Source organism: Streptomyces sp. NPDC059166 (assembly GCF_042755185.1).
Classification (GTDB): Bacteria; Actinomycetota; Actinomycetes; order Streptomycetales; family Streptomycetaceae; genus Streptomyces.
This window is the reverse complement of the sequence record NZ_JBHZCI010000025.1, coordinates 35,810-59,504: the sequence shown is the minus strand read 5'-3', so window position 1 is coordinate 59,504 and position 23,695 is coordinate 35,810. Positions and strand designations below refer to the sequence as shown.

Genomic DNA, 23,695 nt, shown 5'->3' with positions numbered 1-23,695 from the left:
TCCGAACATTCGGACCCGTCGCGGCCGGGCCCGGCCGCACCGCCCGGTTCAGGGCCGCACGAGCAGCTGGAACTCGAAGCTGTGGCGCGAGGCGCGGTAGACGTGCGAGCCGAATTCGACCGGCCGGCCGCCGTCGTCGAACGTGACGCGTTCCATCGTCAGGAGCGGGGCACCCTCGGGCTCCGCGAGCAGTTCCCCTTCCTGGGGCGTCGCGGCCCTGGCGCCCACGGTCTGCCTGGCGCTGTGCAGGGTGATACCCGCGCCGCGCATCATCCGGTACAGCCCGGTCGACTCCAGCCTCTCGGTGGAGAGGTCCAGGAGCCCCGCCGGGAGGTGGTTGCGCAGCAGCGCCACCGGCTCGTCCCGCGCGTACCGTACCCGGTCCACGCGGTGCACCTCTGCGCCCACCGCCACGCCGAGGGCGGCGGCGGCCTCCGGGGCCGCCGGCTCGACGACGTTCCGCAGCACCCGGGTCGCCGGCGCCCTGCCCGCCGCCTCCAGGTCGTCGTAGAGGCTGCTCAGCTCGAGCGGGCGCCGGATCCGGCTGTGCACGACCTGGGTACCGACACCGCGCCGGCGCACCATGAGGCCCTTGTCGACGAGCGACTGGATCGCCTGGCGGACGGTAGGACGGGAAAGCCCGAGACTCGCGGCGAGCTCCAGCTCGTTGCCGAGCAGACTGCCGGGTGCCAGCCGCCCCTGCTCGATCGCCGCCTGCAGCTGCTGGGCCAGCTGATGGTAGAGCGGGACGGGACTGGTGCGGTCCACGCCCAGCCCCAGGGCTGCGGAATCGGCGGCTGGTTTGGGCACGGCACGGAGCGTACCTCGTTCCACCCCACGGCACCCCCCATTTGTCAGGACATATAGTTGACAGTGCGTCCGGCGGACGGCACGTTGGGTCCATGCGCATCGGACTCATCGGCACGGGCAGGATCGGTTCCTTCCACGCGGACGTCCTGGCCCGGCACCCGGCGGTCGCCTCACTGGTGGTGACGGACCCCGACTCCGTCCGCGCCGCACGGACCGCGGCCAGGACCGGGGCGGCCGTCGTCCCCACCGCCGAAGAGCTCCTGGGCGCGGGGCCGGACGCCGTGGTGATCACCTCGGCGACCGCCGCGCACGCCGATCTCATCGCCAGGGCGGCGCGCGCCGGTCTGCCCGCCTTCTGCGAGAAGCCGATCGCCCTGGACCTGACCGGGACGCTGGGCGCCCTCCGTGAGGTCGAGCGGGCCGGGAGCGTGCTCCAGCTCGGATTCATGCGCCGCTTCGACGCGGGCTACGCCGCCGCCCGCGCCGCGGTGCGCGGCGGGGCACTGGGCAGGCTGCACACCGTACGGGCGACGACGTCCGACCCCGCTCCCCCTCCCGCCGCCTATCTCCCGCTCTCCGGCGGCCTGTTCAGGGACTGCCTGGTCCATGACTTCGACATCCTGCGCTGGGTGACGGGCCGCGAGGTGACCGAGGTGTACGCCACCGGGTCGGACGCCGGCCCCCCGGCGTTCCGGGAGTCCGGCGACGTGGACACGGCGGCGGCGCTGCTGACGCTGGACGACGGCACGCTCGCCACGGCGACGGCCACCCGGTGCAACGGAGCCGGTTACGACGTGCGCATGGAGCTGGCGGGCGAACTGGACCAGATCGCCGTCGGACTCGACGCCCGTACGCCGCTCACCTCCGCCGAGCCGCAGGGGCCGCCCGCGCCGGCCGCACCGTGGACGGGATTCCTGGAGCGCTTCGCCCCCGCGTACGCGGCCGAGCTGGACGCCTTCCTCGCCGTCGCGCGCGGTGAACTGAGCAATCCGTGCGACGGACGGGAGGCCCTGCACGCCTTGCGTGTGGCCGAGGCGTGCGAACTCTCCCGGGCGGAGCGCCGGCCGGTGGCGATGGCGGAGATCCCGGCGGACTGAACGGGCGGCCGGCTCCGCCCGGGGGGCTCTGGTTCCGCCTCACCAGCGGACCGGCAGATGACGGGCGCCCCTCAGCAGCAGTCCGGGCAGCCATTCGGGCTCGCCGCCCGAGGGGTCGTGGGCCAGTCGGGGGCAGCGTTCGAGCAGGGCCCGGATCGCGATCCTCCCCTCCATCCGGGCCAGCGGGGCCCCCAGGCAGAAGTGGATGCCGTGACCGAAGGCCAGGTGCCCCCGCGCCTCCCTCCGGATGTCGAAGGTGTCCGGCTCCGGATAGCGTCCGGGGTCGCGGTCACCGGATCCCAGGGCGACGAGCACCGCCTCGCCCCGGGGGATGACGGTGGAGCCGATCTCCACGAGCTCCCGGGTGAACCGGAACGTCGCGGTCGCGACGGGTCCGTCGTAGCGGAGCATCTCCTCCACCGCGCCGTCGACGAGCTCCGGATCGGCGCGGAGCAGGGCCAGTTGCTCCGGGTGGTCGAGCAGCGCGCGCACCCCGTTGGCGATCAGGTTGACGGTGGTCTCGTGCCCGGCCACCAGCAGCAGGAAGGCCATGCCGATGAGTTCGTCGCGCGACAGTCCGTCGTCGTCCTCGCGGACCTGGATCAGGGCGCTCAGCAGGTCCTCCCCCGGGGAGCACCGCTTGTCCTCCACCAGTTCGTCGAGGTAGGCCCCCATCGCGTGGACCGCCTCGCTCTCCCGATCCGCCGAGACGGGCGTGACGATGGCGTTGGACATGGACCGGAAGGCGTCCCGGTCGATGTCGGGCACCCCGAGGAGTTCGCAGATCACCGTCATCGGCAGCGGGAAGGCGAACGCGTCGACCAGGTCCGCGCTCCCGGCGGGCACCATCGCGTCGAGGAGCTCTCCGGTGATCCGCTCGACGCGGGGACGCAGCGCGTCGACCCTGCGCGGGGTGAACTCCCGGGCCACCAGCCTGCGCAGGCGCGTGTGGTGCGGGGCGTCCATCTCCAGCATGTTGGCGTTGATGGGGTTGCTCGACGCCGACCAGGTCTCCGTCGTCCGCCAGTCCTTGCTGAACCGCTGGTCGGCGAGGGCGCTGCGGGCCTCCTCGTAGCCGACGATCATCCAGATCCGCTCGAAGTCGTCGGTCCGGACGGCGTGGACCGGGCCCTCGGCGCGCATTTTCGCGTAGTACGGATACGGATTCGCCTGGAAGTCCCGTGCCCCGCGCAGATCGACCACCTGCATGATCCCGCCCCCTCTGCGGTCCGACGCGATCAGCCTAGGCGCATCGGTCCGCGCCGTCCTCGTCCTCGCGGAGGAGACGCGGCCTGACGTCACGTCAGGCGGAGTTCGGCGCGGGCTGTCGGGCTCGTGCCACGGAGAGGCCGCCGGGGTCAGCCCGTGGCATCAGCGCGCCGGCGTCCCCACGCGGTGCCCGCGAGGACGAGGGCGGCGCCCACCGCTCCCAGGAGCCCGAGATGCTCACCGCCGATCGAGATGCCCACGGCGGCCGCCCAGAGCGGTTCCGTGCCGAGGAGGAGGCTGACCCGGGACGGCGACGTGCGGCGCACCGACCACATCTGGACGAAGAACGCGAAGAGCGTGCAGAGGACGGAGAGGAAGAGCAGCCCCGCCCACTCGCCGGCGCCGAAGCCCGCAGCCACCGTCCACGGCGCCCGTCCGGTTCCGGGGACGGCGGCGAGCGCGGCGAAGACGGCCACGGCGCTGCCCAGTTGCACCGTCGTCAGGGAGAGCGAGTCGGCGTCCCTGACCGAGGTGATCCTGGCCATGGCCAGCACGTGGACCGTGCGCGCGAGAGCCGCGAGGAGCATGAGGAGATCGCCCGCCGACGGCCGGGTGAAGCCGCCTCCCTGGGTGAGCAGCACCACGCCGACGACGGACAGTCCGGCCGCTGCGAGGAAGGGGGCGGGCGGGCGGACCCGGGTGACCGCCGCTTCGGCCAGCGGCGTGAAGATCATCGTCAGGCTGATGATGAGCCCCGCGTTCGTCGCCGAGGTGTGCACCACACCGTAGGTCTCGAGCAGGAAGATCACGCTGAGCAGCAGCCCCAGCAGTGCGCCGCCCCGCCACTGCGCGGCGGTCAGCGCCCGCAGCCCGCGCCGTCCGGCGACCACCAGTGCGGGCAGCACGATCGTGAAGCGGAGCACCAGGACGGCGATGACGGTGTGCGTGGTGGTGATGCCCTTGGCCGCGAGGTAGCTGGCTCCCCAGACGGCGGCGACGAGCAGCAGCGGGAGGTCGGTGACCCATGCCCTGCGGGACGGGGCGAGCGCGGGCAGGACGGCGGTGGACACGTCGGCTCTCCTGGTTCTCCACAACGGGAACGATGTGGAGACCTCAGCGGCTCACACGGGGAACGGTCACCGTATCGAACAGGACGACCTGCGGGGAACCTCCGTCCGCACAGCGAACCGGGCACCTGTTCGCACGGGTCCCCCCACCGGCCGAACGGGTGCCTCGGCCGTGTCGGCTCCTCCTAGAATGTCGGTCCTGGGACGCTCGGAGACACGGAGTTGGCACATGGGCGGAGCGCGGCTGGACGGACGGGTCGAGCGGGGGAACCAGACCAGGCAGCTGGTGCTGGGCCGCGCGGTCCACGTCGCCTCGGCCGAGGGGCTGGAGGGCCTGTCCCTGGGCCGGCTCGCCACGGAGCTGAAGCTGAGCAAGAGCGGGGTGTTCGCCCTGTTCGGCTCGAAGGAGGAGTTGCAGCTCGCCACCGTGCGCGCCGCCGTGACCGTCTTCGTCGAACACGTGCTGACGCCCACCCGGGCGGCGGCGCCGGGGCTCGGCCGGGTGTGGCGGATGTGCGAGAGCTGGATCTCGTACTCACAGCGCCGGGTGTTCAGCGGCGGCTGCTTCTTCTACGCGACCATCGCCGAGTTCGACTCGCGCGAGGGCAAGGTGCACGACGCGCTGGCCGCGACGCAGACGGGCTGGGTCACCTTCGTGGAGGAGACGCTGGAGGAGGCCAGGGTGCGTGGCGAGATCGCGCCCGACACCGATGTCTCGCAACTGGCCTTCGAGCTCATCGCGTTCATGGAGCTGGCCAACGCCGAGTCGGTCCTGCACAACAACAACCCCGGCTACACGAAGGCCGCGCGGGCCATTCTGGGGCGGCTGCGCTCGGTGGCCACGGACCCGGGGCTGCTGCCCGCCGCCCCCTGAGGAAGCCGGTCCCGCGGGGGTGCGCGGTCGGCGTTCCGGCACCGGTACGGGGGTCACCGCCGGGCAGTGCGACGGCCCGGCGGCCGGCCCGGGTGCGCGCCAGGACCTGGGAGATCCGCGTCGCGCGCTCCCCCGTGCCGCGTCCTACGCTGGCGGTGAAGGCACGCACGACGAAATGGGAGACCATGAGCCAGACACCGCCCCGGGTCCGCAATCTCCACGACGGCAGCACCATCCCCGCGGTGGGCCTCGGCACCTGGCCGCTCGACGACGATGCCGCCGAGCAGGCCGTCGCAGGCGCTCTGGGAGCCGGCTACCGCCTCGTGGACACCGCGCTGAACTACCGGAACGAGACCGGCACCGGCCGCGGGATCGCCCGCTCCGGGGTCCCGCGCGAGGAGGTCTTCGTCACGACCAAGGTGCCCGGCCGGCACCACGGCTACGAGGAGACGCTGGCCTCCTTCGAGGAGTCACGCGGCAGGCTCGGACTGGAGTACGTCGACCTCTATCTCATCCACTGGCCGCTGCCCCGGGTGGACAAGTACGTGGACACCTGGAAGGCGATGATCAGGCTCCGGGAGGACGGCCTGGTGCGCTCGATCGGCGTCTCCAACTTCACCGCCGCCCATCTGGACCGGCTGGAGCGGGAGACGGGCGTGATCCCCGTGGTGAACCAGATCGAGATGCACCCGCTGCTCCCCCAGGAGGAGCTGCGGGCGGTGCACGACGCCAAGGGCATCGTCACCGAGAGCTGGAGCCCGCTGGCCCGGGGACGCCAGGTCCTGGAGAGCCCCGAGGTGATCGCCGCGGCCGAGGCCCACGGGGTGACGCCCGGTCAGGTGGTGCTGCGGTGGCACACCCAGCTGGGCGCGGTGCCGATCCCGAAGTCGGCCGACCCGGGGAGGCAGCGGGAGAACCTCGACCTGTTCGGGTTCGAGCTGACCCGGCAGGAGCTGGACCGGATCGGGGCGAGGCCTCCGCACCGCTTCGGTGGCGACCCCGAGACGCACGAGGAGTTCTGACGGCGCGCCAGCGGACCTCCCGGAGACGGCCGGGTTCTCTGGGAGGCCCGCTGATCGCGCCCGGCGTCAGCGGTTGCGGGGGGTGACCTCGGACATCCGGGACCAGTCGTTCCCCGGGACCTCGACGTTGATGATCTCCGGTACCTCGCTCACGAGTTCGGACATCGTGTCGATCGCGGCCTTGAAGTGTTCCGAGTTCACGTGTGCCTCTCCGGCCTCCTGCGAGGCGAACGCCTCCAGCAGGATGAACTGGTCGGGATTCTCCACACTGTAGGACCAGTCGAAGAAGAGGTTCCCGGGCTCCTGACGGGTGGCCAGGGTGAATTCCTCGACGGCCGGGAGCCAGTTGTCCCGCTCGACGGCGCGCACGGTGAACTTGACGGCGATGAAGATCATGGCGACTCCTGGTCGGGACTGCGACGTCCCGACCAGGGTCGCATACCGGTGCGGTCCGGCCATGAACCGGCACACCAGCCCACCGCGCGCGGAGCATGGCGGCAAGGCGGGGTGACTACCCGCCCAGCGCCTCGTGCCGGGCCGACAGCCGTGCCGCGCCCTCCTCGGTCAGCGAACCGAAGAGCCGCAGCCGGGAGATCCCGCCGTCCGGGAAGATGTCGATCCGGACGTGTGTCCCGCGCACCGGCTCCGGCAGGACGAACCGGTGGTTGGTGTCGGGCTGCAGCCGCGTGCGGGGCAGCAGCCCGACGGGGTCGGCGCCCTCCCCGTCGGTCACAGAGATCTCGGCCCACCCCGCCGCGTTGCCCTTCAGGTAGGCGGTGTCGATCTCCAGCGCCCGGATCTCGGACTGCTCGGCCAGCCGGTACCGGATCCAGTCGTTGCCCTTGTCGCGCCGGCGACGGGTCTCCCAGCCGTCGTCCATCTTGCGCGAACGGCCCGGTGCGATCGTGTTGGTGGCCGGGGAGTAGAAGCGGTCCGAGGCGTCCTCGACCTCACCGCCGTTCTCCAGGGCGGCCAGGTCGAACGTACCGAGGGCGGCGAGCCACGCCGGGTCCGGAGCCACCTCGCCGTACACGCGCAGCCGCGCTATACCGCCGTCGGGGTGCTGGTTGACCCGGAGGTGGGTGAAGCGCCGGCCGGATTCGACGGCGAAGCCGTTGGCCGCGTGCCCGCCGACGGCCGTACGGGGGACGAGGGTCGTCCACTCCACTCCGGGGGCGAGCAGGTCCTCCGGGGACGGGGACCCCGGCAGCGAGGCCGCTTCCACGGAGACGGACTGCGGGTAGTTGCCCCGGAAGTGCGCGGTGTCGACGACCAGCCCCCGCACCACACCCGGAGCGCCCAGGCGCACGAGCGCCCAGTCGTGGTCCGCGTCCGTCGGGTGCGGCTCCTCGGCGCTCGCGCCGCGCCGGCGGCGGGTCTCCCAGCCGTCCATGATCTTGCCCTTGTGCCCGAAGTGTTCGGGGTCGAACTCCGCGGGCTCCGGCTTCAGCAGGTTCTCGCGCTCCGCGAAGAACTCGTCGTTGGCGGCGACGACGCCCGCGCCGAGCCGCCGGTCGGCGAGGTCCACGAGCTGCGCGAAGGGGAAGTCGGCCGTGCGGTAGTCGGCGTAGGGGTCGCCACCGCCGTACGGCTTCGCGTCACCGGTGAAGTGGGGGATCGCCGTCATGGTCACTGGTTCCTTTCGAGGAGGCGGCCGGTGGGCTCGGCGAGTTCGCCGTCCGCCGCGATCCGGTTGCCGCGCAGCCAGGTCGACCTGACCACGCCGTAAAGGGTCTTGCCCGCGTAGGCGGTGACCTGGTTGCGGTGGAAGAGCTCCGCGGGGTCGACGGTGAAGGTCGCCTCCGGGTCGAGGACGGCGAAGTCCGCGTCCCGTCCTGCCTCGATGGCGCCCTTGCGGTGCAGGCCCGCGAGTTCGGCGGGGGCGGCCGACATCCAGCGGACGACCTCGTCCAGGGTGTGGCCGCGACGGCGGGCCTCCGTCCAGATGGCGGGCAGGCCGAGCTGGAGGGAGGAGATCCCGCCCCATGCGGAGGCGAAGTCCGGCGTCTTGAGGTCGGTGGTGCAGGGCGAGTGGTCGGAGACGATGCAGTCGATGGTCCCGTCCGCGAGCCCGGCCCACAGGACGTCCTGGTTGGCGGCCTCCCGGATCGGCGGGCAGCACTTGAACTCGGTGGCGCCGTCGGGGACCTCCTCGGCGGTCAGGGTCAGGAAGTGCGGGCAGGACTCGACCGTGACCTTGACGCCTTCCCGCTTGGCCGCCGCGATCTGCGGGAGGGCGTCGCTGGACGACAGGTGCAGCACGTGCACGCGGGCGTCGAGCCGCCGGGCCTGGGCGATCAGGTTCTCGATCGCGGTGTTCTCCGCGTCGCGGGGGCGGGACGCCAGGAAGTCGGCGTACTTCTCGCCGCTCTTCTGCGGCGCGGCCTCGAGGTGGTGGGGGTCCTCGGCGTGCACGATCAGCAGGCCGCCGAACCCGGCGATCTCGGCGAGGGAGTTGGCCAGCTGCTCCTGGTTCAGCTCGGGGAACTCCTCCACGCCGGAGGGCGACAGGAAGCACTTGAAGCCGAAGACACCGGCGTCGTGCAGCGGCCGCAGGTCCTTCACGTTGTCGGGCAGCGCCCCGCCCCAGAAACCCGTGTCGATGTGCGCCTTGGGCGCGGCGACCTCCTGCTTGATCCGGAGGTTCTCCACGGTCGTGGTCGGGGGGAGCGAGTTCAGCGGCATGTCGAGCAGGGTCGTGATACCGCCGGCGGCCGCGGCGCGGGTGGCCGTCCAGAAGCCTTCCCAGTGGGTGCGCCCGGGGTCGTTCACATGGACATGGGTGTCGACGAGCCCCGGGAGCAGGACATCGTCCCCGAAGTCCTCGACGCGGGCGCCCTCCGGCACCTCGGCGTCGTACGGCAGGACCGCCTCGATCTGCCCGTCGGCGACGAGGACCGCTGCGGCGCGGGTTCCCTCGGGGGTGACGACGCGCGTCGAGCGGAGTACCAGCTTCACGTCCATACCGGACACCTGTGCTCCTCACGCAGTTTTCAACGATTTGTTGAAGAAGTTCTCACTCGGGAAAGCGGGCCGTCAAGACCTCACCCCACTCGGCCGCCACCCAGTGGATCACGAAGGGCGACACTTGGATATTTCCACAAAGTAAAAGTTCATTTTCGCCAGGCGGAACGTAGAATAGGCCAGGAGCCACTCCACCGCGCTTCCGGCCGAACTCGGCCCCGCCTGCCGACACCGGGACAAAACAGGCCCTGACCGGCGAGGACGTCGCGCCTGGAGCAGTGGGCCGATCGGGAGCAGCCCGGTAGGCTGCTACCTTGCCTCCGCCTCGAAAGGACCGTTGACGTGCCGCCGTCCCACGCCAGCACTTCCGACTCCAAGCCCGCCGGCCCCAGCGGCGGCGTGCAGTCCCTCGAACGCGCCTTCGACCTGCTGGAGCGCATGGCGGACGCCGGGGGTGAGGTCGGGCTCAGCGAACTCTCCGCGAGCAGCGGCCTTCCGCTCCCGACGATCCACCGGCTGATGCGCACCCTCGTCGTGTGCGGCTACGTACGCCAGCAGCCGAACCGGCGCTACGCGCTGGGCCCCCGCCTGATCCGTCTCGGAGAGTCCGCGTCCCGGCTGCTGGGGACCTGGGCGCGCCCGTACCTCCAGCGACTCGTCGAGGAGACCGGCGAGACGGCGAACATGGCGCTGCTGGACGGTGACGAGATCGTCTACGTCGCGCAGGTGCCGTCGAAGCACTCGATGCGCATGTTCACCGAGGTCGGCCGACGGGTCCTCCCGCACTCGACCGGCGTCGGCAAGGCCCTGCTCGCGCACACCCCGGCCGACGAGGTGCGCGCGCTGCTGGCCCGCACGGGCATGCCCGCGGCGACGGAGAAGACGATCACCACGCCGGACGGTTTCCTCGACGCGCTGGAGCAGGTGCGCAGGGCGGGTTACGCGGTGGACGACAACGAGCAGGAGATCGGCGTGCGCTGCCTCGCGGTCTCCGTCCCGGACTCCCCCACCTCCGCCGCCATCTCGATCTCCGGGCCCGCGGGCCGGGTGACGGAGACGGCGACCGAGCGGATCGTGCCGATCCTGCAGCAGATCGCCAAGGAGCTCTCCGAGGCGCTCGCCAGCACGGGGCCCGCCGGCTGAGGCGCGCGGACGGCCGTGCCCCGGCCGTCCGCGCGCCGGAGCCGGGCCACGGCAGCCAGGGGCCTCAGGGCGCGCACGGGCCTCGGCCCGGCGGGAATCGCGCGCACCGGGTGGTCCGGCGGACAGGCCGGTCAGCGGGGAGGGGGGTCGCCGAACAGTTCGACCGCCATCCGGACCTCGCGCAGACCGGGCGCGAGCGCGCTGACCGAGCCGATCGCCCCTGCCACCAGGAGCAACGAGCGGCGAAGGCGGGGGCTCTCCGGCCGCCCGCCGACCGCCATGGCGTCCAGCGCCGCCAGCTCCTCCTCGGCGATGCCCCGGTCCGGGAACTCGGCGGGATGTCCGGCCAGCTCCCGACGGAGCCGGGAGACGGCCAGGCGCAGCTCCGTCACTCTCGGGTCCTCAGCGCTGCCCGTCAACCGCTCCCGCCCCACGCTTCGCAACAAAGCACTTCCCCCTCGCACGTCGTTGTGCCGGTGTGCCGATCAGCCCCGGCAGGTGGTCAAGTGCCCCGGGGCGCGGCCCAGTTAACGCCATCGACGGCGGCGTGCGCCACTGTACGGACGAAGAACGAGCCCGACTCCGAGGGAGGACGGCCCCGGGGGCCGCCCGCGGAGCGGACCGCCCCTCCGGCAGCCTGCGGCGAGGCGCGCCGGCGCACGTCGTGCGCGCGCCCGGCGGCAGGGCGCGGAGGCCGTCGCCGCGGGACGGCGGCGCCCAGCGGCATCGGCGGGCGCGGGCACCACAGCGGCACCGGCGAGGAAGCCCTCAGGGGGCGGCCCTTGGCCCCGGCAGCCCTTGCCCCGGCGGCAGCGGCAGCGGCAGCGGCAGCGGCAGCGGCGATGGTATCCAGGGCCCATGGCTCACACACAGCGGATTCCCGTGATCGCCGGAGTACTGCTCGCCGCCGGGGGCGGCCGCCGCCTGGGCGGCAGGCCGAAGGCCTTGCTGGAGCACCGCGGCCGTCCTCTCGTCGAGCACGCGGTACGCACCCTGCGCGAGGGCGGGTGCGGCCCGGTGCACGTGGTGCTGGGCGCCGCCGCCGACGACGTGCGCGCGGCGGCCGACCTCTCGGGCAGCGAGGTGACGGTGAACCCCGGGTGGGAGGAGGGCATGGGCTCCTCGCTCAGGGCCGGTCTGGCCTCCCTCGGCGGCTCAGGCGCGGACGCCGCCCTCGTGCTCCTGGTCGACCAGCCGGGCATCGGGGCCGAGGCGGTGGCCCGGGTCCGCGCGGCCTGGCGTTCGCGCGCGAGCCTCGCGGCCGCCTCCTACGGCGGGGAGCGCGGGCATCCGGTGCTCTTCGGGGCGGACCGGTGGGCGGACATCGCGGCGGATGCCGTGGGCGACCGGGGCGCGCGGGCCTACCTGCGGACGCACCGCGATGCGATCACGCTGGTGGAGTGTTCCGATGTGGCCGAGGCCTACGACATCGACACGGCGGCCGATCTGACACGCCTGGAGTGAGCGGGGTACACGGGGATCGACGGACCTTGCGGCGCCTGGCACGCCGCGCCACCGCGAGGAGGATCTGTCGACCCGGAGAATCTCGACATCAACAAACCATTGAACTTCCACCATGAGGAAACTAATATCCACTGATCAGAAGCGCACTGCAGTGACGCAGCGCCGCTTCCGCACCCGTACGGCACCCACGGCCGTATCTCGGAGCCATGGCACCCCGTGCCGTTCAGGCGACCCGGCAGCCGTGGGACGCCGTCCGCGCCGCCCCCGCTGAAGGAGTGACAGCTCATGTCCGCACCAGCGCCGTCCCCGCTGGCCATCGTCGATGCCGAGCCCCTGCCGAGGCAGGACGAGGTCCTGACCGATGCGGCCCTCGCGTTCGTGGCCGAGCTGCACCGGCAGTTCACGCCCCGCCGCGACGAGCTGCTCGCCCGTCGCGGCGAGCGCCGGGCCGAGATCGCCCGCACCTCCACGCTGGACTTCCTCCCCGAGACGGAAGCGATCCGCGTGGACGACACCTGGAAGGTCGCCCCGGCCCCGGCCGCGCTCGACGACCGCCGGGTGGAGATCACCGGCCCGACCGACCGCAAGATGACCATCAACGCCCTGAACTCGGGCGCCAAGGTCTGGCTCGCCGACTTCGAGGACGCGTCCGCCCCCACCTGGGAGAACGTGGTCACCGGCCAGCTCAACCTGATCGACGCCTACACCCGGAACATCGACTTCACCGATTCCAGGTCCGGCAAGTCCTACGCGCTGAAGCCCGCCGAGGAGCTCGCGACGGTCGTCATGCGCCCGCGTGGCTGGCACCTGAACGAGCGCCACCTCCAGCTCGACGGCACGCCGGTCCCCGGCGCGCTGGTCGACTTCGGCCTCTACTTCTTCCACAACGCCAAGCGCCTCATCGAGCTCGGCAAGGGCCCGTACTTCTACCTGCCGAAGACGGAGTCGCACCTGGAGGCCCGCCTCTGGAACGACATCTTCGTCTTCGCCCAGGACTACGTCGGCGTCCCGCAGGGCACCGTCCGCGCGACCGTGCTGATCGAGACGATCACCGCCGCGTACGAGATGGAGGAGATCCTCTACGAGCTCCGCGACCACGCCTCCGGGCTGAACGCGGGCCGCTGGGACTACCTCTTCTCCATCGTGAAGAACTTCCGTGACGGCGGCTCGAAGTTCGTCCTGCCGGACCGCAACCTGGTCACCATGACCGCCCCGTTCATGCGCGCCTACACCGAACTCCTCGTGCGCACCTGCCACAAGCGCGGCGCGCACGCCATCGGCGGCATGGCGGCCTTCATCCCCTCGCGGCGCGACGCCGAGGTCAACAAGGTCGCCTTCGAGAAGGTCAAGGCGGACAAGGACCGCGAGGCCGGCGACGGTTTCGACGGCTCCTGGGTCGCCCACCCGGACCTGGTCCCGATCGCGATGGCCTCCTTCGACGCGGTCCTCGGCGCGAAGCCGAACCAGAAGGAGCGCCTGCGCGAGGACGTCTCGGTGGCCGCCGGCGACCTGATCGCCATCGACACCCTGGACGCGAAGCCCTCGTACGACGGCCTGCGCAACGCGGTGGCGGTCGGCATCCGCTACATCGAGGCGTGGCTGCGCGGCATGGGCGCGGTCGCCATCTTCAACCTCATGGAGGACGCGGCCACCGCCGAGATCTCGCGCTCGCAGATCTGGCAGTGGATCAACGCCGACGTCGTCTTCGAGAACGGCGAGCACGCCACGGCCGACCTCGCCCGCAAGGTCGCGGCGGAGGAACTGGCCGCGATCCGCGAGGAGATCGGCGACGAGACCTTCGAGGCCGGCAAGTGGCAGCAGGCCCACGACCTGCTGCTCACGGTCTCCCTCGACCAGGACTACGCGGACTTCCTGACGCTGCCGGCGTACGAGCAACTGGGCTGACATTCCCGCGCACATCAGCCCCCGGCACCTCAGGCGCCGGGGGCGGCGTGTGTCGCAAGGCGATCAGCGTCAGGAGGATGTCAGGCCGACAAATCTGACCGGCTCCTTCAGGACAGCCCGTGCACCCTCCAGGTCGGCGAACCTCGTCGCCAGAGTCGCCTGCGCCAGGCGGGGTGGAAGCGTCTCACCGAATTTCAGCCCCTTCACGGCCCGTTGATCGACGTCCGGCAGACAGAGCTGGTCCGGCATATCGGCCACAGCCTGCTTCCAGTGCTGCCGGTCCACGTCCTCCCGTAGCCGAATCCAGCAGTCGTTCACCCGCTGGGCAGGCGTGGCAACCATGCCGAGCGTCGCCGCGAGCGTGGCGTTGGCCCGGTGACCGGCCCACGTCCACCAGCGCGCCTGCCCGCCGGAGGTACGCGTGATCAGTGTGCCGCCAGGGTGAACAACATCCACGAAGTGGTCCCTCGCCTCAGCAAGCGCCGTGACGGCACGCTTGGAGAGGGCCACGTCCGGATCGGCCCCAAGCAGAACCTCTCGCGTGGCGCGCATGAGTTCGAACGCAATGGCGCGCTCGAATCCGAGTCCGCTCCACTTGGCCTTCCCCCCACCGTCGGTCGGCTCGACGAAGCAGCGTTTGCGGTGCCAGTCGATGTACGTCACGAGCCAGCTCCGACCGGCGAGGAGCAGCTTGCGCGGCCCTTCGATCTCCTCGGTGAGCAGGTCGGGATCGGTTCTGCCGATCTCGATGCGCCCCTGCAGCACGGTGAACTGGGGTGGGGCCGTGAAGACTGCAGTGAGATTCATGAAATGCCGGTGCCCGAAACGTCGTTCCGCCTCAGGACCGATGAAGAGCATGCCGCCGTCCTGGTCCAGGTATCCTTCATCCACGAGATGGCGCACGATCGGCTCGGCCGGCTGCCCGAAGGGGCCGAGACCGTTCCACCACTCCTGCCACAGCTTGTCGCCCACCTGGTGTTCCTGGAGACACAGAGCGAGGAGCTGTTGAGCCACGATGTGGCGTGGCTCCGGAGGCGCGACGACCGGCTCGACCCAGCCCCGCTTCCACTGGAGCAACAGAGCTGCCACGGCAAGAAGTCCGTTCTCGGTGAGTGCGAGAAACAGACAGTTGCGTTCGGTACCTGCCCTGCGGCCGGTGCGTCCGAGACGCTGCAGGAAGGACGCCACCGTCATGGGAGCCTCGAGCTGAATCACCCGGTCAAGGTCGCCCACGTCGATACCGAGTTCCAGCGTGCTCGTGGAAACGATGACGCAGTCACGCGCTTCGGCGAATGCCTGCTCCGCACGGCGTCGCTCGTCCACCGAAAGAGAGGCGTGCGAAAGGAACGTGGTCACGCCCTTGAGCCGGAGCTTTTCTCCCAGTTCTTCGACAAGGCGGCGTGATTCGCAGAACACAAGGCGCTTCTCACCACGGTGGAGTGCCGCGATCACTGTCGCCGCGTTCTCGACCGAGCCGACGTAATCGAGCTCGATGTCGCCCGGCACCGATTGCGTACCCTGCGGCTCGTCGAGATGCGGCGCGACCACACGAGCCGATCGACGGCCCACAGCAGACCCCTGAAGCCAGTTGAGCAGCTCCGCGGGATTGCCCACGGTCGCGGAGAGTCCGATGCGCTGCACGGGCCGGCCGACTGTCTTCTGAAGCCTTTCCAGCACGGCCAGCAAGTGCCACCCGCGGTCGTCACCGGCGAACGCATGAACCTCGTCCACAACAATGGTCCGCAGACCCGCGAAGAACACTCTGTGGTCGACGTTGGCGCTCACCAGCATCGCTTCGAGAGATTCCGGTGTGGTGAGCAGCACGTCCGGCCGGTCGGTCAGGATCCTCTTCCGCCGCCCGGCAGTCACGTCCCCGTGCCAGAGTGCCGCAGTACGCCCGAGCCAGCCGGTGTACGTCTCGAGCCGTGGCAGCAGGTTGTTGAGCAGGGCCTTGAGGGGGCACACGTACAGCACCGACGTCCCCGACCAGCGTTCCGCCGTCATCCTGGACAGCAGGGGAAAACTGGCGGCCTCGGTCTTTCCACCCGCTGTGGGAGCCAGCAGAATGGCGTCTTCCCCGGCCATGACGGGTCGGATCGACTCCTCCTGCAGGGGGCGCAGTCCGCGCCACCCGAGGGAGTTGACGATGTGGTGCACCAGGACCGGATCCAGATCATCGATCGGGCTCATGGCAGTTCCAGTTCGATGTCGCTGGCACTCGACGCCGCCGCGTTGCGCTCCACTTCGTTCAGCTCGGCGCTGGACACGGTGAGCGCGTAGTGCTGCCGAGGGTCGAACTCGTCGTGCTCGTCGACCCTGTCCAGTACATCGGCGACGATCTTGCGCAGGAATAGCCGCGGTGCCACGCCGACCTTCCCGCCGAGACTGCCCGTCACGGCGGCAGCCAGTTCGCCGATGTACGCGTCATCGACCCGCGCCGCGATCCGTTCCGGGTTTCGGGCCGCTCCGGCGTACAGATCGCGCACATTCCGCCCCAGTTCCCCGAGCCGGGGCAGGTCGAATCCGGCCAGCCGCAGTTGCACGGCGCGCGGCGAGTCGAATCGCGGGTCGGTCGTGAAGTCGGTGGCGAGCCGTTGGGCAAGCGGGGGAAGCCGCTGCACCCCCTGCTGGCCGTCGTAGAAGGCGGGCGTCCCGGTAATCACCAGGAAGAGGCCGGGAAAACGGCCTGTGTCGATCTCGTCGAGCAGTTGACGCAGAGCGTTGAGCCCCTTCTCCCGCACATCTCCGCGCACGCGCTGGAGGGTCTCGATCTCGTCGAGCACCACCAGCAGCCCGGGGTGACCGCAGTCCCGCAGCACGGTCAGGAGCCCTTGGAGGAAGCCCAGCGCACCGAAGTGGTCGAGATCGCCGCGCACACCGGCTGCACGCCGCGCGGAGGAGGCAACCGACTTCTGACCGCCCAGCCACGCGATGAGCGCCTCGGCTGTAGCAGCGTCCCCGGCAGCCCGCGCTCCGCGGTATCCGCGAAGGGCTGCGGCGAACGCGGGAGTCGTGCGGGCGACCTCGGCGAGGCGCTGCTCCATGAGCGCGTCGACGGCAGTCCCGAGGGCTTCCTCGTCGTCGTCCTCCACTTCGCCCGCGTCGAGGATTTCCTCTTCCAGCGTGTAGAACCAGGAGTCGATCACGGCTCGTAGGGCACTGGGCTGATGGGTGGCGGTGGTGAGCCGCTCGGTGAGCCGCCGGTAGACGGTTTCCAGCCGGTGCAGCGGTGTCTCCGTCTCGGAGATCTGCACTTCGGTGGCGGCGAGGCCGGCGCGCTTGGCCCGCTCGGCCAGCCACCTGGCGAAGAAGGTCTTGCCGGAGCCGTACTCACCACGGATGGCGTGAAAGGCGGATCCGCCTTGTGCGACGGTCGCGATGTCGTCGTCCAGCGCCCCGCTGAATTGGCCGAGGCCGACTGCGAAGAGATCGAGCCCGGACTGCGGAACGGTTCCGCGGCGCAGGGCGTCCACCACTTCGCGGCGACGTGCCGCACTGACCTCGCTTACACCGGTCATGGCTGCTCCGTTCCGAACTGCTCCTGGAGGAGGGGAATGTTCAGTTCCACAGTCCGCCCCGCGTCCACCAGGTTGATCACGCCGTATCCCTCGATGTTCAGGAGCCGCTGCACGACGGTGACGAAGACTTCCGCGTTCCGCTGAGACCGACCGGTGGCCTCGGCTGCCGCTGCGGCCACGGCGTCCGGGGTGAGCTTTCCACCGGCTTCGGCCAGCGCGTCGATGACGGCGACAACGGCCTTGCCGTCCGGTGGGCGGCGCACGAACTTCCGCTGCGTCTTGTAGCGCTGCGAACCGACGACCTTGCCACCGAGGGTCAGCGTCGCAGGTGTCACCTCATCAGCGGCGAACAGCGCCTCGCCGGCCTGTGCCTCCGCTCGGCGCCGAGGCCTGCGGATCACCGGCGCCCCTGTCTCCACGGGTGCTGGTGCGGCGTCGCTGCCTGCCCGCCACCAGGCAGGCAAGGTCTGCTCGTTCGGCAACACCACCCAGCCGGGCGGAAGTAGTTCCTGTGCCGGGACAAGCATGATCACGGGCACGGTCACTTCGGCGAGCGAGGCGCCACCGTGGTAACCGGCTTTGCGCGGCGTGTATCGAATGTCCTCACGCCACGGTGCGACGATGGTACCACCGCCTTCCCTCACCCGCGGGCCGCTGAGCTCGACTTCACCTTCTCCTGCCTCACCGGTACGCCAGCGGGCGCTTTGTGCCCCGGGTGCTTTCAGGGGCCCCTGCCCGTGCGGCGAACGGTCGAGTACGTGTCCGTGATCGGATACGAGCATGACGGGACGGCCATATCCACGTGCCGCGTTGAGGAGATCGAGCAGGTGGCTGATGTCCCGTAGCCGCCAGCTGGTCCGCTCCCCTTCCTGCCCGTGGTCGAGGGCGTCGTCGATGGTGTTGAGCACGACGGCGACGATGTCGTCCCCAGCGAGCGCCTCCAGCAGTTCGGGCGCGAGTCGATGTCCCTCGGCGCCGCCGATCTGCCCTTTGTGGAAGAGCCTTCCGACGCGCCGATGCCGCTTCCAGAAGGTCTCGAACCCACTGATTTCCGCGGCTTGCTTACCGTTGGTCGGCATCCCCGAGAGCAGGGATGCGCGGCTGATGGTGGTGACGGACGGCAGCATGGAAACGGCAGCATGGCGTCGCGGTGGAGTGGCAGCCTGCGGTGCGGGCGCGATTTCGGTCCAGATCCGACGGTCGATCTCGTCGCCCAGCTGAGCCGCTATCGCGGCGCTCATACCGTCCAGGACGAGCAGCAGCGGGCTCGTTCCGGTAGCCATCGGCACGGCCAGCATCTCGAGTACGTCCTCGATCAGGAGCGCTCCGCCAGGCGCCTGGGACGACGCAGTGCGTGTCCAGCCGGCGAGGCGTGCGGCGAACTGCTCGTCAAGGGCGCTGCGCCGTGCTCGTGCACTGCCGATGAGCAGGTGGTAGGCCTGCCCCACCACCGGATCACCCATGGGGTCGCCGGCCGCCAGGACACGCAGTGCGCGGTCGGCCCACCCCCACTGGGCGAACTGCTCGTGGACGGCCTGGCCGACGGATTCAGCGGTCGGGGCGGGCCCGTCCAGCCACCGCACCACCCTCACCGCCATGCGCGCCGCTTCGCAGCTCGCCGGGTGAAGGCGAGCCAGCTGGTGTGCCAGTACCTGGTCCAGAGCGGCTTCGGCCGCCTTGGAGGAATCCGGGAGGGCGGCAGCCAGATCCCGCAACCGCGCCCTGAAACCCGAGGGCAGAAGTGGGTCGATGCGCAACGCCTGCCCGAGCCCCGCTTCGGAGGCGAGGGCGTCGGCCCGGTCGAGAACGGCGTAGACACGCTGGCGCGCCTCGGCACCTGCGGGGGTGCTGACCTCGGCCTCGGCGATCCACCGGGCCAGGGTGCCGATCACGGAGGCGGTGAACTTCGGCAGGTCCTCCACCGATCGCAGGGAGGATCCGAAAAGACCTCCGAGGGCGAAGCTGGTCCCGGCAGGGGCTTCTGGTGCGCTGAGCACGGAACCCAGCACGCCGAGTGCCATCGCGTCCTGCCCCCGGCCATCGGCGACCAGGGACAGCAGCGTGGGTGCGGCCGCCCCGACGGTGTCGGTGAGCCAAGCGGTCAGGCCATCGCGTTCCGCTCCCGGCAGCTCCCGGAACCGGGCAGGACCGGCTGTCGTCCGTGACCAGGCGAGCAGCGCGTTCGTGTCCAGTTCGAGGAGGTGGCCCGCGGAGCCACGTCCGAGGCCGAGCCGTTCGCCCACCAGCGCCCGCACTGCGTCGTCCCGGGTGAGGACCGAGCCGCTGCGCGGCCAGCCGTCCACCGGTTCGGCCTCCAGCAGCGCTGTGAGCAGCCAGGTCTCCCTGATCATCCGAGGGTCGAGGTCGGCAGCACCGAACAATTGCTTGACGATCTCGGCACGGTCAACGCTGAGGATGCGGCGCCCTACTGCGTGTGCGCGGACGTCCCAGCCGAGAACATTGGCCGGAACGTCGCTGGTGACGACGAGCAGCAGTTCGGTCTCCGCGCCATCCAGGAGTTCCTGCCAGGCGGCGACGATCCCGAGTACCGAGTCCTGGTCGGTGACCCTCACCGGCTGCGGCGTGCCGTCAATGCGGGCGGTGAACTCCGTCGGAGCCGTGCTGTCGTACCGTGCGTTGACAAGCAGAAGTCTGCAGTCCGCGGCACGGCGTAGCTCGGTCTCCAGGAGCGCTTCGACGATGCGCCGGTCGATGAGCGGCCGCAGCGCCATCAGGACTGCGCCCCGTCTTCGGTGGAACTGGTGGTGCCCGCCTCGCCAGAGACCACCTGCCACGTGACCTCCACCGCCATGCCGGGGTGCGCGGCCGAGTAGGCCAGGATCTCGTCCCAGAGCTTGTTCAGTGAGTTCTCGACGTGGCTGGGCTGAAGCCTGACCGTACGGGAGCGTCCCGGTCCCGGCTGGTCAGAGGTGGACGTGGCAGGGCCACTGGAAGTGACTGACGGCTTGCCGTGCTGGGTGAGAGACACGTCGTCCGCGGCGGTCTGTTCGCTGACCGCCACCGGGTGCGGTGTGACGGGAGTCTCCACCAGCGTCAGCCGGGCGGCGTCCTGGACGAGGGCAACGGCCTTGACCCGGATCGATCCCAGCACAGGGATCAGCGAGCGCTCGAATTCACTGGTCGCCGCAGCGTCCGCGATCTCCGCGAGCAACCTGTCGGCCCGTTCCCCCACACTGTCCTGACGCCCCGCAAATCCCCGCACTCCGTCCAGCAGCGCCCAGTCCGCGTCGTCAAGCGCCTGAAGGAGATCTGGTGACGAGGTGAGCGCGGTGGCCAGCACGGGGTCACTCGTCTCGTGCGAGGCGCCTGCCAGCTCCCGTACGAGCGCGGTCGCGTCCCGGTGACGCCCGAGACGGGCCAGGAGGTCCGCCGCGTCCTTTCCTGAGGACAGCCGCTCGCTGCTGTCCGGATCCATGCCGAGTGCCTCTGCGTGCCTGCTCAGCGACGTACGCAGGGCGTTCACCGGCTGCTCGAACTCCGCGACCTTCGCACTGACGCCGGTGAAGAGCTTGTTCACGTTTCGCGCGAACAAATTGGGCTGGACAGCCACGCCGAAGAGCTTTGCCGCCCGTAGCCTGGCGGTCGCGTATTCCTCCTCGGTCGGCAGTTGCTGGGCTCGCAGCCCGTAGCCGGCGCCGATGCGCTCCAGGTCCGGCGGCTGGGGCTGGGGGCTGCCGTGGTAGGTCCAGGCACGGTCGTCGAGCAGTGCGTAGGTCGCGATGATCAGGCTGCTGATGTTCTTGTCGAGTCCGGTCCAGCCGAGATCCTCGGCGATCCAGGTACGGATCTCCTCGGCCGTCAGGTCCTCGGCTCCCGGGCGGTGCTGGTGCGCGGCCTGGTTGATGCGTGCACGCCAGTCGTTGCGCAGGACGAGTGGGCCGTCGTGGACCTGTCCGAGCTCCAGAGGTTCGACGATCCTTTTGACGGTCTTCAGATGGTGGCTGTCGACCTCGATGCGGCGGCCACCATCGTCCATAGCGCGGGTGATCCAGGTGAGAGCGGTCTTCAGCTCGGCGAGGCTGACAGCCTTGCGGTCTCCTGTCCTGCTGAAGTCGGGGTGCTTGGGGTACAGGGCACGGAAGACACCGTCGGCGAGGTGCTGCAGGTTGTCCTGGAAGGACTTGCCGCCCTGCAGTTGCGGCCTCGCGTACTCAGGCAGCAGCGACAGGATGTGCTTACCGTCGCTCACCTCCGCGGAGACGCTGTTCTCGTCCACCTTCGCGATGCCGTACAGCTGAGCGAGAGTCGCGGTGAGCTGTGACGTCAGGGTGTCGCGCTGAGCGGCGAGCTGGTGACGCACGCGCACACGGTCGTCGGAGGGCAGGTGCCCTGCATAGTCGTCGAGCCGGTCACGCTCCAACAGATAGTTGATCTTGATCAGCCGTCCGAGTTGGGCGCTCTTCTGTTCGGAGAGGAACGAGGGCAGCCAGACCAGCGTCGGCGCCATGAGCCCCTCGGCCCGAAGCGCCTCGACGCGCTGCGCGTCGTCGTTCGGGTAGTGCTGACCGTCGTCGAATGGGTAGTCCAGGATGAACCGGACTCGCCCGTCCACGCCTGGGCGGAACTGTTCGGCGGACAGCTGCGCGGTGTCCCGGACGTTTTCGAAGACGAACTCGGCGGTGCGCTTCGTCCCCTGCCATACGATTTCGTGCTCGCACACGAAGGCTCCGGAATCCTTGAGTCCGAGCGCCTTCCATAGCTGGTCCTTGACCCAGATGCGCCGGGCTCCGGTCCTGTCCTCGTCGGCGACCATGTCGAGCAGCGGCTCGATGTCCAGGTCGGACAGGTGGAGCGTGAAGACGGGGTCCTGGTCGCCATCTGCCCGGATCTCACCGAACTCGGCCTGCAGCTCGCGCAGTCGGGTCACCACGAGCGAACCTGGAGCAACGGTACGGGAGCGGATCGACCCGTGATTCAGCGCAGCGATCCGCCCACCGGTGAGCCTCTTGAGCGCCGGGACGTCGGGGGCGAGCGCCGCGAGGAGCAGGGTCTTGACGAACCTGTCGTCCGCGATGAACTTTTCGCTCTGCTCCGAGCCGTACTTCTCCAGCAGATGCGCCCGGACCTTGGCATGGAAGGTGTGCGCGGCCTCGGCCTCGTTCTTGAGCCGGTCGGTGAAGGCCTCCCCGGTGCCGTCCGAAAGCACGTCCCACAGATCACCGAGCGGGATCAGCTCGCCCAACTTGATGTCCGCGCGCCGCCTCCGAAGCATCTCCTGCAACAGCTTGAGACCGGTGCGTTCCCGCTGCAGAGCGCCGGAGAGCGCCACGAGGACGTTCAGCAGCGCGGGAGAGAGGGGATACACCGACCGAAAGTCCGACCAATCCGCATGCGTCGCACCATGGGCATCGAGCAGGACATCCTTGACCTGCGAGTTGCTCGACTCGATGGTCGCGAAGGCATCATCGAGGGCAGCGCGGGCGAGCTGGTCCTTGGGCTTGAGAATGCGCTCCTTGATGATCTCCGGCAGATTGCGGTCCTCGAGGCTGATCACGTCGAAGCGCCCGGCGAGGTACTCGACCTGCTGCTCCAGGTTCTTCACATCCGCGCCCGCCACGTCGGCGCCCACGAGCTGGGAGAGATCGCGCTGTCGGGAGATGAGCGAAATGATCGGCACCGGCCGCGCGCTGTCCCCCGACTCGATCAGCTTGACCAGCTTGCTGACCTCGGAGTTCACCTTCTCGCGATTCGACATGTGTGCCTGTAGCCAGAGGATCAGCTCATCCAGGAAGAGAACGATGCCGTCATAGCCGAGTGACTCCGCGTGCCGGCTGATCACAGCCAGGCCGTTCTCCAGCGGCACGAATGCCTGCGCATCGCCTCGGGCGCCCTCTGCATACGAGGACATCGGCCCGGTCAGCAGCGCGGAGACCAGCCGCTCCCGCAGAGGATCGCCGGCGTGCGCGGAGAAGGCCCGGTGAAGTTCGGCCGGTGTCCACTGCGTGGTGGCCCCGTCGATCACGTCCAGATCGTCGTCGACCGCTTCGGATGCACCACCGGTCACAGGCAGCAGCTCCGCGAAGGCCGCGTCACCGATCGCCCTACGGAACCTCTCGGCGTCGGCGAGCATGGAGTCCGCTCGATAGACGGGCGGGACGGATGCGTCGGGGTGAAGCCTCCGCACCTCGGCGACGTACCCACCCAGGAGGGCCGAGTCCAGGTCGGTCGATCCGACAAGGTGATACGGCACCATCAGGAACCGCTTGCCCTTCAGCCAGTCGTCGTGTTCGGCGATGACTTCCTGGAGCTTCGGCTTGGCCCGGGCGGACGGCACGGTGTTGAGCACCGCGTGCAGCACGGTCAGGAAGTGGCTCTTACCCGAACCGAACGAGCCGTGGAGGTAGGCGGCGTGCGAGTTACCGCTGCGAGCGGCGGCGCGCACGATCCCGAGGGCCTTGCCGAAAGCCGCCTTGAGCTGATCGGTGACCACATATTCGGCGATCCTGGCATCGGTCTCGGTGAAGCCACCGGTGAGCTCCACCTTGAAATCGCCGGCATGGACGTCTTCCTTGATGTCGATGACATCCCGCAGGAAGAGCTCATTCGTGGGCATCGGTGACTCTCGTTCCCTCACTCGGCGGTTCACATATTCCGCGCTACG

The 23,695-nt window shown here is 70.1% G+C and carries 17 protein-coding genes; 6 read left to right on the top strand and 11 right to left on the bottom strand.

Features of this window, described 5'->3' with window-relative positions:
* Positions 1-48 precede the first annotated feature (48 nt).
* Entirely contained in the window at positions 49-810 is a 762-nt protein-coding gene (locus ACFXOA_RS19955) for a GntR family transcriptional regulator (protein ID WP_385029884.1), read from the bottom strand.
* A gap of 92 nt (positions 811-902) precedes the next feature.
* Between ACFXOA_RS19955 and ACFXOA_RS19950 the strand changes: the two genes are divergently transcribed.
* Complete coding sequence (locus ACFXOA_RS19950; RefSeq protein WP_385029881.1) at positions 903-1,907, top strand: Gfo/Idh/MocA family oxidoreductase; 1,005 nt, start codon at positions 903-905, stop codon at positions 1,905-1,907.
* Between the two features lie 39 nt (positions 1,908-1,946).
* Here ACFXOA_RS19950 and ACFXOA_RS19945 read toward each other — a convergent pair whose 3' ends face one another.
* Positions 1,947-3,116, bottom strand: coding sequence for a cytochrome P450 (locus tag ACFXOA_RS19945; RefSeq protein WP_385029878.1), 1,170 nt, complete (start codon positions 3,114-3,116; stop codon positions 1,947-1,949).
* Between the two features lie 149 nt (positions 3,117-3,265).
* On the bottom strand, positions 3,266-4,186 hold the full coding sequence (locus ACFXOA_RS19940; RefSeq protein WP_385029875.1) for a DMT family transporter: 921 nt from the start codon (positions 4,184-4,186) through the stop codon (positions 3,266-3,268).
* 226 nt (positions 4,187-4,412) lie between these two features.
* On the opposite strand from ACFXOA_RS19940, the gene ACFXOA_RS19935 reads away from it, so the two are divergent.
* A complete protein-coding gene (locus tag ACFXOA_RS19935; RefSeq protein WP_385029872.1) occupies positions 4,413-5,057 on the top strand; it encodes a TetR/AcrR family transcriptional regulator in 645 nt (214 codons plus the stop codon).
* 185 nt (positions 5,058-5,242) lie between these two features.
* Positions 5,243-6,079, top strand: coding sequence for an aldo/keto reductase (locus tag ACFXOA_RS19930; RefSeq protein WP_385029868.1), 837 nt, complete (start codon positions 5,243-5,245; stop codon positions 6,077-6,079).
* Between the two features lie 66 nt (positions 6,080-6,145).
* Here ACFXOA_RS19930 and ACFXOA_RS19925 read toward each other — a convergent pair whose 3' ends face one another.
* The 3 genes from ACFXOA_RS19925 to allB form a co-directional block, all read right to left on the bottom strand.
* Positions 6,146-6,475 carry a putative quinol monooxygenase gene (locus ACFXOA_RS19925; RefSeq protein ID WP_365520173.1) on the bottom strand — a complete coding sequence of 110 codons (330 nt, stop codon included), beginning with the start codon at positions 6,473-6,475 and terminating at the stop codon, positions 6,146-6,148.
* Positions 6,476-6,590: 115 nt separating this feature from the next.
* Positions 6,591-7,706 carry an allantoicase gene (gene alc, locus ACFXOA_RS19920; protein WP_385029865.1) on the bottom strand — a complete coding sequence of 372 codons (1,116 nt, stop codon included), beginning with the start codon at positions 7,704-7,706 and terminating at the stop codon, positions 6,591-6,593.
* 2 nt (positions 7,707-7,708) lie between these two features.
* Positions 7,709-9,052 (bottom strand): allantoinase AllB, encoded by a 1,344-nt coding sequence (gene allB, locus ACFXOA_RS19915; RefSeq protein ID WP_385029862.1) that lies wholly within the window; start codon positions 9,050-9,052, stop codon positions 7,709-7,711.
* 333 nt (positions 9,053-9,385) lie between these two features.
* Here allB and ACFXOA_RS19910 point away from each other — a divergent pair, with 333 nt between their 5' ends.
* Positions 9,386-10,186, top strand: a complete 801-nt coding sequence (locus ACFXOA_RS19910; RefSeq protein WP_385029859.1) for an IclR family transcriptional regulator — start codon at positions 9,386-9,388, stop codon at positions 10,184-10,186.
* A gap of 131 nt (positions 10,187-10,317) precedes the next feature.
* Here ACFXOA_RS19910 and ACFXOA_RS19905 read toward each other — a convergent pair whose 3' ends face one another.
* The gene (locus ACFXOA_RS19905; protein WP_385029856.1) at positions 10,318-10,632 is read right to left on the bottom strand and encodes a DUF5955 family protein; all 315 of its coding nucleotides are present in this window, start codon (positions 10,630-10,632) and stop codon (positions 10,318-10,320) included.
* Between the two features lie 412 nt (positions 10,633-11,044).
* Here ACFXOA_RS19905 and ACFXOA_RS19900 point away from each other — a divergent pair, with 412 nt between their 5' ends.
* Entirely contained in the window at positions 11,045-11,650 is a 606-nt protein-coding gene (locus ACFXOA_RS19900) for an NTP transferase domain-containing protein (RefSeq protein ID WP_385029853.1), read from the top strand.
* 285 nt (positions 11,651-11,935) lie between these two features.
* A complete protein-coding gene (gene aceB / locus ACFXOA_RS19895; protein WP_385029850.1) occupies positions 11,936-13,555 on the top strand; it encodes a malate synthase A in 1,620 nt (539 codons plus the stop codon).
* Between the two features lie 69 nt (positions 13,556-13,624).
* Here aceB and ACFXOA_RS19890 read toward each other — a convergent pair whose 3' ends face one another.
* From ACFXOA_RS19890 to ACFXOA_RS19875, 4 genes are read right to left on the bottom strand one after another with little or no spacing between them, the layout of a single operon-like run.
* The gene (locus tag ACFXOA_RS19890; RefSeq protein WP_385029847.1) at positions 13,625-15,745 is read right to left on the bottom strand and encodes a DEAD/DEAH box helicase; all 2,121 of its coding nucleotides are present in this window, start codon (positions 15,743-15,745) and stop codon (positions 13,625-13,627) included.
* Entirely contained in the window at positions 15,742-17,073 is a 1,332-nt protein-coding gene (gene brxD, locus ACFXOA_RS19885) for a BREX system ATP-binding protein BrxD (protein WP_385029844.1), read from the bottom strand. The genes ACFXOA_RS19890 and brxD overlap by 4 nt, the downstream gene beginning before the upstream one ends.
* Positions 17,070-19,868 carry a BREX-2 system phosphatase PglZ gene (gene pglZ / locus ACFXOA_RS19880; RefSeq protein WP_385029841.1) on the bottom strand — a complete coding sequence of 933 codons (2,799 nt, stop codon included), beginning with the start codon at positions 19,866-19,868 and terminating at the stop codon, positions 17,070-17,072. The genes brxD and pglZ overlap by 4 nt, the downstream gene beginning before the upstream one ends.
* Positions 19,805-23,647 carry a PglY protein gene (locus ACFXOA_RS19875; RefSeq protein ID WP_385029838.1) on the bottom strand — a complete coding sequence of 1,281 codons (3,843 nt, stop codon included), beginning with the start codon at positions 23,645-23,647 and terminating at the stop codon, positions 19,805-19,807. The genes pglZ and ACFXOA_RS19875 overlap by 64 nt, the downstream gene beginning before the upstream one ends.
* Between the last annotated feature and the right edge of the window lie 48 nt (positions 23,648-23,695).

Coding starts and splice junctions, on each gene's coding strand:
- ACFXOA_RS19935 (WP_385029872.1), top strand. CDS start 4,413: ATGGGCGGAGCGCGGCTGGACGGACGGGTCGAGCGGGGGAACCAGACC.
- ACFXOA_RS19890 (WP_385029847.1), bottom strand. CDS start 15,745: ATGAGCCCGATCGATGATCTGGATCCGGTCCTGGTGCACCACATCGTC.
- ACFXOA_RS19875 (WP_385029838.1), bottom strand. CDS start 23,647: ATGCCCACGAATGAGCTCTTCCTGCGGGATGTCATCGACATCAAGGAA.
- ACFXOA_RS19950 (WP_385029881.1), top strand. CDS start 903: ATGCGCATCGGACTCATCGGCACGGGCAGGATCGGTTCCTTCCACGCG.
- ACFXOA_RS19900 (WP_385029853.1), top strand. CDS start 11,045: ATGGCTCACACACAGCGGATTCCCGTGATCGCCGGAGTACTGCTCGCC.
- ACFXOA_RS19925 (WP_365520173.1), bottom strand. CDS start 6,475: ATGATCTTCATCGCCGTCAAGTTCACCGTGCGCGCCGTCGAGCGGGAC.
- alc (WP_385029865.1), bottom strand. CDS start 7,706: ATGACGGCGATCCCCCACTTCACCGGTGACGCGAAGCCGTACGGCGGT.
- brxD (WP_385029844.1), bottom strand. CDS start 17,073: ATGACCGGTGTAAGCGAGGTCAGTGCGGCACGTCGCCGCGAAGTGGTG.
- ACFXOA_RS19945 (WP_385029878.1), bottom strand. CDS start 3,116: ATGCAGGTGGTCGATCTGCGCGGGGCACGGGACTTCCAGGCGAATCCG.
- ACFXOA_RS19930 (WP_385029868.1), top strand. CDS start 5,243: ATGAGCCAGACACCGCCCCGGGTCCGCAATCTCCACGACGGCAGCACC.
- aceB (WP_385029850.1), top strand. CDS start 11,936: ATGTCCGCACCAGCGCCGTCCCCGCTGGCCATCGTCGATGCCGAGCCC.